This window comes from Sphaerotilus uruguayifluvii (assembly GCF_013294065.1).
GTDB classification, from domain to species: domain Bacteria; phylum Pseudomonadota; class Gammaproteobacteria; order Burkholderiales; family Burkholderiaceae_C; genus Sphaerotilus; species Sphaerotilus uruguayifluvii.
In genome coordinates, this window is record NZ_JABSNM010000016.1 from 73,052 (window position 1) to 85,783 (window position 12,732).

The following is a 12,732-nucleotide window of genomic DNA, read 5'->3' on the forward strand; positions in this document are numbered from 1 at the left end:
CCCGGTCACGCGAGGCTGCCGCAGTCATGACCACCTCCACCCGCCCCCGCCAGCAGCCGCCCGGAGCGCCTGGATCGCCCGAGGCCGGCTGGCTGCCGACCGACCCCGGCGCGCTGACCGAGACGCTGCCGCCCGACAGCCTGCCCTTCGAGCAGCAGATCGGCGCGGCGCTGGACCTCAGCCTGCCGGGCGAGACGACCACGCCGGTGCCGCCGCTGCCGCCGGCGCCGCCGGTGCAGATTCCGGACGCGCAGGCGCTGCTGAACCAGAACCAGATGGGCCGCTACGTGCTCGAGCGCCCGCTGGGCGCCGGCGGCCTGGGCACCGTCTGGTCGGCCTACGACACCGTGCTGACGCGCCGCGTCGCGGTCAAGACGCTGCCGCTGGCGGTGCCCGACGGCGAGCGCGAGCCGCTGGTGGCGCGGGTGCTCGACGAGGCGCGCGCGGCCGCGCGCCTGAGCCATCCTCACATCGTCACCGTGCACGACGCCGGCGTCAGCCCGGAGGGCGCCTACATCGCGATGGAGCTGCTGCGCGGCAAGGACCTGTCGCAGATGCTGCGCGCGGGCTGGCGTCCCAGCGGCGAGCAGGCCGCGCTGATCGTGCGCCGCGTCGCCGACGCGCTGAGCTACGCGCACGGCAAGGGCGTCGTGCACCGCGACATCAAGCCCGGCAACATCTTCATGGTCGGGCGCACCCGGCCGGTGGTGCTGGACTTCGGCATCGCGCAGCTGCTGCACCAGGCCGAGGCGATCGGCGGTCCGGCGCTGGGCTCGCCCTACTACGCCGCGCCGGAGCAGTTCGACGGCCGCGAGTGCGATCCGCGCACCGACGTCTACTCGCTCGGCGTGGTGCTCTACGAGCTGCTGTGCGGCCAGCGACCCTACCTCGGCGGCACGCTGACCGAGATCCGCGCCTCGGTGCGCACCGGGCGGCCGCGCCACCCCTGCGAGCTCGACGCCGGCGTGCCGCGCGAGCTCGCCGAGATCGCGCTGAAGGCGATCCGCATCGATCCGGAGCAGCGCCATCGCACCGCCGGCACGATGGCGCGCGAGCTGCGCGCCTGGCTGTCCTCGCACAGCGCCGGCAGCGAGGCGGCGCCTGCGGCCGGCCCGAGCCTGCAGCCGCTGGCCTCGCAGCCGCCGCCGCCCTCGACGATGCCCACGCCGCTGCAGCTGCCCGCGGTGCTCGCGCCGGAGCCTCGGCGGCCGAGCTGGGTGCTCAGCACGCTGCTGCTGGTCGTGCTGCTGCTGCTGCTGCTGGTGGCCACGCTGCTGTGGGCGCGCACCTGATGAAGACCTGCCCGCCCGGGCCCCGGCCCCCGATCCCGACCCGATGACCATTCCGACCCCGCCGCCGATCGCCGGATTCCGCTGGCCGCTGCGCATCTACTGGGAGGACACCGACGCCGGCGGCGTGGTGTTCTACGCCAACTACCTGAAGTTCTTCGAGCGCGCGCGCACCGAGTGGCTGCGCGAGCTCGGCTTCTCGCAGGAGGCGATGCGGCTGCAGGAGGCGGCGATGTTCGTCGTCACCGACACCGCGGTGCGCTACCGCCAGCCGGCGCGGCTCGACGATCGCATCGAGGTCACCGTGCGGCTGGCCGAGGCGGGCCGCGCCAGCCTCGTGCTCGACCAGCAGGCCTGGCGCGAGGACACGCTGCTGGCCGAAGGCCGCATCCGCATCGGCTGCGTCGATGCCGCCACGCTGCGGCCCCGGCGCATGCCGGCTTCCCTGCTGTCCGTGCTCGGACTCTCCTGAGGTGGATTGATGAACCAGGACCTGAACATCCTGCAGCTGGTGATGCATGCCAGCATCGTGGTGCAGCTCGTCATGGCGGTGCTGCTGCTGGTGTCGCTGGCGAGCTGGGCCGTCATCGTGGCCAAGGTCGTCGGCCTGCGCCGGGTGCGCGGCGGCAACGACCGCTTCGAGCGCGACTTCTGGTCGGGCCGCCACATCAACGAGCTCTACCAGCAGAGCGAGCGCAACGCGCACCTGTCGGCGCCGATGGAGCGCATCTTCACCGCCGGCATGCGCGAGTTCCTGAAGCTGCGCGAGCGCCGCGTCGGCGATCCCGGCACGATGCTCGACGGCGCCCGGCGCGCGATGCGCGCGAGCTTCCAGCGCGAGCTCGACGTCATCGAGTCCAACCTGTCCTTCCTGGCCACCGTCGGCTCGGTCTCGCCCTACGTCGGCCTGTTCGGCACCGTCTGGGGCATCATGCACGCCTTCACCGGCCTGTCGAACCTGCAGCAGGTGACGCTGTCCACCGTCGCGCCGGGCATCGCCGAGGCGCTGGTGGCCACCGCGATCGGCCTCTTCGCCGCGATTCCGGCGGTCATCGCCTACAACCGCTTCGCCCGCGACATCGACCGCCTGGCGATCCAGCAGGAGACCTTCATGGAGGAGTTCTCCAACATCCTGGCGCGCAACGTCGGCCAGATGGCCGCCGCGCAGCCGGCCGCCACGCACTGAGCGCACCCGCGCACCGGAGGCCGCCGCCATGCCCGCCGTCCAGTCCCGCTCCGGATCGGGGCGCCGCCGCACGATCAACGAGATCAACATGGTCCCGTTCATCGACGTGATGCTGGTGCTGCTGATCATCTTCATGGTCTGCGCGCCGCTGATGACGCCCGGCGTCGTCGACCTGCCCACCGTCGGACAGGCGCAGCGCCAGCCCGACCGCGTCATCGAGGTCATCGTCGACGCCGACGGCCAGCTGCGCCTGAAGGTCGACGGCCGCACGCCCGCCGGCACCGCCCCGGACGAGCGCGTCGCGCTCGGCGGCCTGGCCGGCCGGGTGAAGTCGCTCGCCGAAGGCGCCGCGCAGGTGCCGGTCATCATCGCCGCCGACAAGGGCGTGCGCTACGAGCTGGTCGTCAAGGTGATGGACACGCTGCAGCGCGCCGGCGTGGCCCGCGTCGGCCTGGCGGTGCGCACCAGCGGCGGCTGAAGGGGCCCGGCCGATGACCCTGCCGCCGCCGCCCTCGCCCGCCTCGCCGCCGCCCGACCCGGCCGACGATCCCATCCGCAACCCGCCCTCGGCCGACAGCCTCGGCCTGGGCTCGACGGTGGCGCTGCTCGCGCACGTCGGCCTGATCGCCGCGCTCGCCTGGGGCGTGGCCTGGAAGCGCCAGGAGATCGCCGCGGTCAGCGCCGAGCTGTGGTCCGCGGTGCCCCAGGCTGCCGCGCCTGCGCCCGCCGCGGCACCGGCAGCGCGCAGCCAGCCCGAGGTGCAGGCCCCGGCCGTCGTGCCCCCGCCGCCGCCGGCTCCGCCCCCTCCTCCCCCGCCCCCTCCTCCCCCGCCGCCACCTCCCGCGCCCGCACCGGCTCCGGTCCCGCCCCCCCTGCCGACACCGAAGCTGAAGGCCGCCGCCCCGCCGCCGCCCGCCGTGAACGAGCAGCAGCGCGAGGCCGACATCGCCCGCGAACGCGCCGAGAAGCGCCGCCGCGAGGCCGAGCAGGCCGCCCAGGCCGAGAAGGAACGCCGCGAGCGCGAGAAGGCCCAGAAGGCGCAGAAGGAGCAGGCCGAACGGGAAAAGGCCGAGCGCAAGGCGGAGAAGGAGCGCCTCGCGAAGGAGCAGGCCGAGAAGGATCGCCGCGAGCGCGAGAAGGCTGAGAAGGCCGAGAAGGCGGCCCGCGACAAGGCGGAGAAGGAACGCGCCGAGAAGGACCGGGCAGAACGGGAGAAGGCCGAGAAGGTCGCCCGCGAAAAGGCGGAGAAGGCGGAGAAAGCCGAGAAGGACAAGGCCGACAAGGCGGCGCGCGAGAAGGCCGAGCGCGAGAAGGCGGAAAAGGCAGAGAAGGCCGCCAAGGCAGAAAAGGCCGAGAAGGCCGACAAGGAGCACGCCGCCCGGCTGCGCGAGGAGAACCTGCGCCGGCTGCAGAAGCAGCTCGGCGACGGCGATGGCGGCGACGCCGACGCGGGCTCGCGCTCGAACGCCGGCAGCGGACGCGGTCCGGCCGGCTCGAGCGGCGGCGGCACGGCCGCGCAGTCCTCCGGCCCGTCGGCGGGCTATGCCGGCCGGCTGCGTGCCTACCTCAAGCCCAAGCTGACCTTCACCGGCGAGATCCGCAGCAGCGCGCCGGCGGTGGTGCGGGTGCGCGTCGCGCCCGACGGCACGATCATGTCGCGCGAGCTGCTGAAGTCCAGCGGTCAGCCCGAGTGGGACCAGGCGGTGATCAACGCGATCGACAAGGCCGGCGTGGTGCCGCGCGACATCGACAACCGCGTGCCGCCGGTGATCGACATTCCCTGGACCGCATCCGAACGCTGAGCCGAGACCGCCCATGACGACGCCCCCGACCGATCTGACCATCGTCCACAACACGGCCGCATCGCGCTTCGAGGCGGTCGTGGACGGCCTGACCTGCGTGGCCGCCTACCACCGCAGCGGCGACATGATCGACATGCACCACACCGGCGTGCCGCGCTCGCTCGAGGGCCGCGGCATCGCCGCCGCGCTGGTCCGGGCCGCGCTGGACTGGGCCGCCGCCGAGGGGCTGAAGGTGCGCCCGAGCTGCTCCTACGTGCGGGTCTACATGCAGCGGCATCCGCAGACGCAGGTGCTGCGGGGCTGAAGCGATCGCAAGAACCTCTGCGGGTGCCCGCCTGCGCCGGGCATGACGCCCCCGAACCCAGGACCGCGCCCACCGCGCTGCCCCCGTCACCCTCGCGCAGGCGAGGGCCCACGCCAACCCCTGCGTGGCATACGCCACGCCCCCCCGGCCCCGTCCGATTGCTATGCTTTTGCACTTTTCTCAGGGAGCAAGGCATGGACAAGAGCAAGCGAAAGATCTTCCTGGCCTCCTCGGCCGAACTGGTCGAGGACCGGCGCGAGTTCGAGATCTTCATCAACCGGCAGAACAAGCGTTGGCACGAGCGGGGCGTGTTCCTGGAGCTGGTGATCTGGGAGGACTTCGTCGACGCGATGTCACAGACCCGGCTGCAGGACGAGTACAACAAGGCGCTGAAGGGCTGCGACGTGTTCGTGATGCTGTTCTGGACCAAGGTCGGGATGTACACGGCCGAGGAGTTCGAGACGGCGTTCGGGCAGTTCAAGGCGACGGGGCGGCCGTTGATCTATACCTACTGCCGCAAGATCACGGTCCCGATGGACGAGATCGACGAAGACGATGCGGCCAGCCTGTTGGCTTTCAAGAAAAAGCTGAAGGTGCTTGGGCACTTTCAGACGGGGTACGCAGACCGAGATGGGCTGTGTCGGCACTTCGGTGAGCAACTGGAGAAGCTGGCGCTTGAGGGTTTCTTCGGAACGATCCCGGGACCGGAGACCGCCGCTTCGCTGGCGGCAGGCGCCCCGTCGAACACGGCCACGCTGCATGGCAGTGGCGCGATTGCCCAGGGTGCCGGAGCACAAGCCGTGGGGGCCGGCGGTGTGCTGATCGGCAACAACAGTGGATCGATCAACACGGGAACGATCCACACCGGTGGCGCGATGTTCCTCGGACCGGTGAATGCGGGCCGCGATGTGGTGGGCGGCAACCAGACTGTCCACCAGGCCCCTGCGGTCGCACCCGCCCGTTCCGATCCAGACTTGAACACCCTGCTCGCCGGGCTGGCTGCCCAGGTTCAGGCCAAGGCGACCACCGGGCAAGCTGAGACGGTGGCGGAAACGGTGAATGCGCTGGCCACCGAAACCGCCAAGGGCGACAAGGCCGACGACAGCAAGCTGGCGCATCTGGTCAAGGGCCTGATCGATCTGGTGCCGGCGGCCGTGGGCGGCATCGTCAGCGCGTTCGCGTCGCCGGTGCTTGGTGGGCTGGCCGGGCCGTTGACAAGGGCGGTGCTGGAAAAGATCCAGGGCGGCGGTCCTGCGGCGCCATGAGCGTGGCCCTTCGATGCCAAGATAGCGAATCCGTCTTTCCACTGCCCTTTGGAGGTGCTTGCCATGTACCAGGCCATCGAAGCCATCTGCCGCGCGGGCCAGATCATTCCGCTGGAGCCGGTGCAGTTCCAGGAGGATGAACATCTGGTCATCGTCCGGCTGCCGCTCGCCGCGGTGGTCGGTCTGCGCCCCGCCTCGACGGCACCCGCACCGGCGACAGGCGACTGGCAGCAGTTCGCCGGGATGCTCAAGGACTCGCCGAACTGGAACGGCGATCCGCAGGCCGTGCAGGAGGCGATGCGCCGTGAGTGGGATTGATCATCTGCTCGATACCAATGTGGTCATCGGCCTGCTCAAGGGCGCGGAGCCGGCGCTCGCGCTGATGCAGCAGTCCGGGCTGATCATGGCCCGGACGGGGGTCAGCCAGATCACCCGGATGGAGCTGCTCGGCTTCCCGGCCCTGGGTGAGCAGGAGGAGCAGGCCGCGCGGGCGTTCCTGTCCTGCTGCGAAGTGGTTCGCCTCAGCGACGACATCGAGAACGAGGCCATCCGGCTGCGCCGCCATGGCGGACTGAAATTGCCGGATGCCATCGTTGCCGCCACGGCCCGCGTCTGCGGCGCCCGGTTGCTGACGCTGGATCAGCGCCTGGCACGGGTGATGCGCGATGCCTTTTGAGGGAACGCCGTCCGTTCACGCCGAGGGAATGGTGGCTCAAGGCGCTGTCGAGGCCGGGCGGGATGCCGTCGGGCGGGACCAGTACAACATCACGCTGCTGCTGCAGCCCGAGATGCTGGCTGGGCTGGAGGTCGTGCCGGATGCGTCGGTGCTGCGCTGCTACCTGGACGGGCTGATCGATGCGCTGACGCCCCTGCCGCTCGACCGCATCGACACCCGTGCCTCGACCGACGGCGAGCCGCTGGCGCTGGACGACGTGTTCGAGCCGCTCGACACGTGCCTGTCGATTCCCGAGGGGCTGACGCTGGCACAGTGGTTCGACCCGGCTCGTCAGCGTTCGCGCAGCAAGGCGGGTCGTTCCGGACAGGCCCTGGAGGAACAGAAGCAGCGCCCCGTCACGGCCCTCGAAGCCCTGGCGCATCACCGCAGCCTGACCCTGCTCGGCGCGGCGGGCGGCGGCAAGAGCACCTTCGGCGCCTGGATGCTGGTGATGCTGGCGCGGGCGTGGCGGGAGGAATTGCCGACGGTCCTGGAGGGGGCCTGGCCGCACGACGCGCTGCTGCCGATCCGCGTGACGCTGCGGCATTTCGGGGCGTCGCTGGCGTCGTCGGACGTCGGCACGGCTGAACGGCTGTGGGCCTTCATCGCGGAGACGCTGAAGCGCGACGGGCACGAACTGCCGGTGAAGTACCTGAAGAGCGTGGCGATCCAGCGCGGGGCGCTGTTCCTGTTCGATGGACTGGACGAATGCGGCACGCCCGCGCAGTGCGAGCAGGTGCTGAAAGCCATCGAGGCACTGGAGCGCAGCCTGACGGGCACGAAAAGCCGCTTCCTGCGCACGGTGCGGCCGAACGCCTGGAAGGCCCCGGTGGCGTCCAAGGGCGAATACGCCTTGGCGGGGCTGACCGAGGCACAGGTCGATCACTTCATCACCCGCTGGTACGAGGCGGCGGATCGGCACGGCTGGTCACTGCGCGCCGATCCGGCAGTGCTGGTGGCTGACCTTCAGCAGGCCAGCCGGCGCCAGGATCTGCGCGAGCTGGCCGCCAATCCGCTGCTGCTGACGCTGATGGCGGCGCTGCACACGGTCGATCGGCTGCCGGACGACCGCGCCGACCTGTACCGCGAGGCGGTCACGCTGCTGCTGATGCGCTGGGACGACAAGGACGAGCGCGGTGCGGGAGCCAGCCTGCGCCGGTTGCTGGACCTGCCCCATTTCCGCATCGAGAGCCTGCTGCCGGCGCTTGAAGAGGTGGCGTACAAGACGCACGAGGCCAAGGACGAGGCAGTCCACGAGGACCGTCTGCGCCAGGGCTTCGAGGCGCTGTTTGCCGATGCGGGTGACGCGCTGCGGCGTGCGCAGACGGTGGTGAACTACATCGTCGAGCGCACCGGCCTGCTGAGTTGGGATGGCTCAGCACCTCCGCGTCGCTTCGAGTTCCCGCACCGCAGCTTCCGCGAATACCTCGCCGCCTGCCATCTGACCCGGCAGCCGGACATGGCCAGCCGCTGCATCGCGCTGACGCGCGGGGCGGCGGAGCAATGGGCACGATGGGAGCTGGTGCTGATCCTGGCGGCGCGCATCGCCGAGCCGGAGCGCGGCACGATGCTGGCGCAGGCGCTGGTCGAATCCTCGGCTGCTTCGTCTGCCGCATGGACGGAAGCGGACTGGCTGCGGGCGCGGCTGGCCGGGTTGCAGTTCCAGGAGATCGGCGCCAAGGACGTGCAGGCCGAGCCCTACCGTCGCGCCATGGCCGATCGGGTCGTGGCGGTGCTGATGCGCGGCGCGTTTCCGGGCAAGCCGACGGGCAACGGCGTGCCGGCCAGGTTGCGCGCCCAGCTGGGGGATGTACTGGGCGAGCTGGATCCGCGTTTCGATGTGGAAAACTGCTTTCTGCCCTGCGGCGATGACCTCGGCTTCGTCCCCATCCCCGGCCGCGACGACCTGCGCTTCGCCCGCTACCCGGTCACGGTGGCGCAGTTCCGCACCTTCATCGAACACAGCGGTTTCGAGCTGGGCGACTCAAGGGGCCTGCGCGACCCGGACCACCGCCCGGTGCACCACGTCAACCACGCCGAGGCGCTGGCGTACTGCGAATGGCTGACCGGCACGGGCTGCCTGCCTGAGGGCTGGCGGGCGGATCTGCCGGACGAGCACGAATGGGAGCACGCCTCGCGGGGCGGGCAGCCCAAGGGGTGGGACTACTGGTGGGCTGGCAAGGCCGATCCGGAGCGGGCGAACTACGACGACACCGGCATCGGTGACACCTCGGTCGTCGGCTGCTTTCCGGCCAACGGCTACGGGCTGTACGACATGCTCGGCAATATCTGGGAGTGGACCAAAACCACCACAACCGTCCAATCGAACGGGGAGACATTTGCGGTCCAGCTCGTACGTGGTGGCTCGTGGGCCTTTGCATCAGATCACATGAACTGCGCTGTCTACAGCGCTGCAAGGCCCGATTTCTGCGACTACAGCCAAGGCTTTCGTGTAGTGCTGCGTCACTGTACTGACAGTGATCGTGGCTTCCCGCCTGCGCGGGAATGACGGCGGTCAAACGCTGGGGAGCGCAGACCGCGCCGCCCCCCGTCACCCTCGCGCAGGCGAGGGCCCACGCCCGCCCCTGCGCCCGACAGGCCGCTCACCCCCGCAGATCGATCACCTTCACCCGCACCCGGCGCTCCTTGTCGCCGCGGCGCACGGTGAGCTCGACGGTCGAGTCGATGCCGGCGCGCTCGAGCTCGCTGACGAAGCTGGAGAGCGTCTGCACGGTGCGGCCGTTGACGCCGACGATGACGTCGCCCAGGTCGCCGGTCTGCGGGTTGTAGGGCTGCAGGCCGGCCGCGGCCGCCGGCGTGCCGCGGCCCACCGCACCCAGCACCACGCCCGAGATGCCGGCGCGCGCCACCTGGTCGGGCGAGATGGGCGTCACGCCGATGCCCGGCAGCGGCGCCTGGCCGCGGTTGATCAGCGAGGGCACCACCCGGTTGACCAGATCGACCGGAATCGCGAAGCCGATGCCCGAGGAGCTGCCGCTGGTCGAACGGATCGCCGAGTTCACGCCGATCAGCCGCCCCGCGCTGTCGAGCAGCGGCCCGCCCGAGTTGCCGGGATTGATCGCCGCGTCGGTCTGGATCACGCCGGCGACCTCGCGGAAGTTGGCGGTCGGCAGCTCGCGGTCGAGCGCGCTCACCAGGCCCTTGGTCAGCGTGCGCTGCAGGCCGAAGGGGTTGCCGATGGCGTAGACGGTCTGGCCGATGCGCAGGTCGCGCGACGAGCCCAGCGGCACCGGGCGCAGGTTCTTCGGCACGCTCTTGAGCCGCAGCACCGCCAGGTCGTACTCGGGCGCGCCGCCGACCACCTCGGCGTCGATGGGCTTGCCGGCGTCGAGCTGCACGAACACCCGCCGCGCGCCCTTGACCACATGGAAATTGGTGACGACGTGGCCGGTGGCGTCCCACACGAAGCCCGAGCCGGCGCCCTGGCTGACCTCGGCGCCGCCGAAGACGCCGCGCTGCACCGTCTCGGTGGTGATGTAGGCCACCGAGGGCGAGGACTGCTCGAACAGCCCCACCACCGCCTGCTCGTCGGCCAGCAGCCCGCCGCGCGGCGTGACCGCACGCGGCGCGGCCTCCTCGCGCGCGCTGGCCAGCGTCGGCAGCAGCGCCAGCGCCAGCAGCGCGGCCGCCGTGCGCAGGCCGGGGAATCGGGACAGGGGCTGACCCGTCAGGGTCGTCGGAGAGGCGATCGGGTTCATCGGCACAGGCGCGGAGCAGTCGGGACGTGCAGGGGCTGGGAGACCGGATGCGGGCGATTCTGCCCGTTTCAAGTCCGGGTGCGGCGCGCGGTTATCCTCGCGTCATGATCGTCGAACACTCCGGCCGGGACCGCACCCGCCCCGGCCGCCGCTGATGCGCGCCGGCATCGTGCAGGCCGCGATGGCCTATGTCATCTGGGGCCTGTTTCCGCTTTATTTCCATCTGCTGGCCGGCGTCGCCGCGCTGGAGGTGCTGGCGCACCGCATCGTCTGGTCGCTGCTGTTCCTGATCGGCGTGCTGGGCATGCGGCGCCAGTGGGACTGGCTGCGTCCGGCGCTGGCCGACGGCCGGGTGATGCGCCGCTTCGGGCTGACCGCGCTGCTGATCGCGGCCAACTGGTTCGTCTACATCTGGGCGGTCGGCGCCGGCCGGGTGGTCGAGGCCAGCCTGGGCTACTTCATCTCGCCGCTGGTCAACGTGCTGACCGGCTGGCTGGTGCTCAAGGAGCGGCTGCGGCCGCTGCAGTGGCTGGCCGTGGCGGTGGCCACCGCCGGCGTGGCCTGGCTGACGCTGGCGCAGGGCGCCGCGCCCTGGATCGCGCTGGCGCTGGCGGCCACCTTCGCCAGCTACGGCCTGCTGCGCAAGACCGCCACGCTGGGCGCGCTGGAGGGCCTGACGCTGGAGACGATCCTGCTGGGTCCGCTGGCGCTGGCCGGACTGGCCTGGGCGATCCTGCACGGCCAGGACAGCGTCACCCGGGTGGCGCTGCCGCAGCAGCTGCTGCTGGTGGCGGCCGGGCCGCTGACCGCCATTCCGCTGCTGCTGTTCGCCGGTGGCGCGCGACGCATTCCGCTGAGCCTGCTGGGCATGCTGCAGTACATCGGCCCGACGCTGCAGCTGGCCATCGGCGTGCTGGTCTTCGGCGAGGCCTTCGCGGGCGGGCGGGCGCAGGGCTTCATGATCATCTGGGCCGCCTGCGCGCTGTTCAGCGCCGAGATCGCCTGGCAGAACCGCAGGAGCCGGGCATGAGCGCGCTGCCCCGCCCCTCGCCGTCGCGCCGGCTCGGGCGCGCCGCGGCGCTGCAGCTGCGCGCCACGCTGCTGTCGCTGCGCGACCTGCTGCTGACCGGCGGGCCGGTGCTGCTGCTGGCCGTCGGCCTGGTGTGGATGGCCTATGTCGTGCTGGATCCGAACCCGCCGCGCCACATGGTGCTGGCCACCGGCGGCGCGCAGGGCGCCTACGCCGAGTTCGGCAAGCGCTACCAGCAGGCGCTGGCGCGCCACGGCATCGAGGTCGAGCTGCGCGCCACCCGCGGCTCGCTCGACAACCTGAAGCTGCTGCAGGACGGCGAGGTCGACGCGGCCTTCGTGCAGGGCGGCGCCGACGAGGTGCGCGGCGGCGACGAGCCGCCGCCGGAGGACCTGCTCAGCCTGGGCGGCCTGTTCCGCGAGCCGGTCTGGGTCTTCTACCGCGAGCAGGCCGCCGTCGAGCGCGCCGGCCGCGAGCGGCTCGAGAGCCTGTCGCAGCTCGACGGCTGGCGGCTCAACGTCGGCCAGGACGGCAGCGGCGTGACCAACCTGATGCGCCGGCTGCTCGAGGCCAACGGGCTGGACATGGCGGCGATGCCGCTGTCGCGGCTGGCGACGACGCCGGCGGTGGTCGAGCTGCTCGAGGGCCGCATCGACGCGCTGGCGCTGGTGTCGGCGCCGGAGTCGCCGATCGTGCGCATGCTGCTGATCACGCCGGGCATCCGGCTGCTGGACTTCACCCAGGCCGAGGCCTACGCGCGGCGGGTGCCGCAGGTCAGCCCGGTGCTGCTGCCGCGCGGCGTGGTCGACCTGGCGCGCGACCTGCCGGCGCAGGACGTGCATCTGGTCTCGGCCACCGCCGCGCTGCTGGTGCGCGAGAACACCCATCCGGCGCTGCAGCAGCTGCTGGTGCAGGCCGCCCGGCGCATCCACGGCGAACCGAACTGGTTCCAGCACAAGGGCGAGTACCCGAAGGCGCAGGCCGGCGACTACGCGCTCTCGCCGGAGGCGCAGCGCTTCTACGCCGCCGGCGAGCCGCTGCTGCAGCGCCACCTGCCCTTCTGGCTGTCGAACCTGATCGACCGGATGTGGGTGGTGCTGGTGTCGATCATCGCGGTGCTGATCCCGCTGTCGCGGGTGGTGCCGCCGCTGTACAACTTCCGGGTGCGCTCGCGCATCTTCCGCTGGTACGGGCTGCTGCGCGACATCGAGCAGCAGCAGGCCGAGGCCGCCCGCGCGCCGGCGGACCTGCTCGCCGAGCTCGACCAGCTCGACGAGCGGGTCGGGCGGCTGCCGGTGCCGCTGTCCTACGCGGAAGAGCTGTACGCGCTGCGCAGCCACATCGCGCTGGTGCGCCAGCGCCTGCATGAACGCCCGCCCGCACCGAACGACCCCGAGACCGAGCCCCGGAGCACGCCATGAC

Annotated in this window: 13 protein-coding genes; 12 read left to right on the forward strand and 1 reads right to left on the reverse strand. The window is 71.6% G+C overall.

What is annotated here, in order from left to right:
* The first annotated feature begins 26 nt into the window (after positions 1-26).
* The 10 genes from HNQ01_RS16440 to HNQ01_RS16480 all read left to right on the forward strand — a co-directional run bounded on the left by HNQ01_RS16440 (position 27) and on the right by HNQ01_RS16480 (position 9,070).
* Positions 27-1,292, forward strand: coding sequence for a serine/threonine-protein kinase (locus HNQ01_RS16440; protein WP_173806507.1), 1,266 nt, complete (start codon positions 27-29; stop codon positions 1,290-1,292).
* A 43-nt stretch (positions 1,293-1,335) separates the two neighbouring features.
* Positions 1,336-1,761 carry a tol-pal system-associated acyl-CoA thioesterase gene (ybgC, locus tag HNQ01_RS16445; protein WP_173806508.1) on the forward strand — a complete coding sequence of 142 codons (426 nt, stop codon included), beginning with the start codon at positions 1,336-1,338 and terminating at the stop codon, positions 1,759-1,761.
* A gap of 9 nt (positions 1,762-1,770) precedes the next feature.
* Positions 1,771-2,475 (forward strand): protein TolQ, encoded by a 705-nt coding sequence (tolQ, locus tag HNQ01_RS16450; protein WP_173806509.1) that lies wholly within the window; start codon positions 1,771-1,773, stop codon positions 2,473-2,475.
* Between the two features lie 28 nt (positions 2,476-2,503).
* Entirely contained in the window at positions 2,504-2,953 is a 450-nt protein-coding gene (locus HNQ01_RS16455) for an ExbD/TolR family protein (protein ID WP_173806510.1), read from the forward strand.
* Between the two features lie 13 nt (positions 2,954-2,966).
* Positions 2,967-4,277, forward strand: coding sequence for a cell envelope integrity protein TolA (gene tolA, locus HNQ01_RS16460; RefSeq protein WP_173806511.1), 1,311 nt, complete (start codon positions 2,967-2,969; stop codon positions 4,275-4,277).
* Between the two features lie 13 nt (positions 4,278-4,290).
* Positions 4,291-4,581, forward strand: coding sequence for a GNAT family N-acetyltransferase (locus tag HNQ01_RS16465; protein WP_173806512.1), 291 nt, complete (start codon positions 4,291-4,293; stop codon positions 4,579-4,581).
* Between the two features lie 194 nt (positions 4,582-4,775).
* The gene (locus HNQ01_RS16470; protein WP_173806513.1) at positions 4,776-5,846 is read left to right on the forward strand and encodes a hypothetical protein; all 1,071 of its coding nucleotides are present in this window, start codon (positions 4,776-4,778) and stop codon (positions 5,844-5,846) included.
* Positions 5,847-5,909: 63 nt separating this feature from the next.
* Complete coding sequence (locus tag HNQ01_RS22210; RefSeq protein ID WP_217427578.1) at positions 5,910-6,164, forward strand: antitoxin family protein; 255 nt, start codon at positions 5,910-5,912, stop codon at positions 6,162-6,164.
* A complete protein-coding gene (locus HNQ01_RS16475) occupies positions 6,151-6,522 on the forward strand; it encodes a type II toxin-antitoxin system VapC family toxin (RefSeq protein ID WP_217427579.1) in 372 nt (123 codons plus the stop codon). Before HNQ01_RS22210 ends, HNQ01_RS16475 begins: the two co-directional genes overlap by 14 nt.
* A gap of 28 nt (positions 6,523-6,550) precedes the next feature.
* On the forward strand, positions 6,551-9,070 hold the full coding sequence (locus HNQ01_RS16480) for an NACHT domain-containing protein (RefSeq protein WP_173806515.1): 2,520 nt from the start codon (positions 6,551-6,553) through the stop codon (positions 9,068-9,070).
* Positions 9,071-9,164: 94 nt separating this feature from the next.
* Here HNQ01_RS16480 and HNQ01_RS16485 read toward each other — a convergent pair whose 3' ends face one another.
* Entirely contained in the window at positions 9,165-10,280 is a 1,116-nt protein-coding gene (locus tag HNQ01_RS16485; RefSeq protein ID WP_173806516.1) for a S1C family serine protease, read from the reverse strand.
* Between the two features lie 154 nt (positions 10,281-10,434).
* On the opposite strand from HNQ01_RS16485, the gene rarD reads away from it, so the two are divergent.
* Complete coding sequence (gene rarD, locus HNQ01_RS16490; protein WP_173806517.1) at positions 10,435-11,310, forward strand: EamA family transporter RarD; 876 nt, start codon at positions 10,435-10,437, stop codon at positions 11,308-11,310.
* Positions 11,307-12,731 (forward strand): TAXI family TRAP transporter solute-binding subunit, encoded by a 1,425-nt coding sequence (locus HNQ01_RS16495; protein ID WP_173806518.1) that lies wholly within the window; start codon positions 11,307-11,309, stop codon positions 12,729-12,731. Before rarD ends, HNQ01_RS16495 begins: the two co-directional genes overlap by 4 nt.
* Position 12,732: the final 1 nt, after the last annotated feature.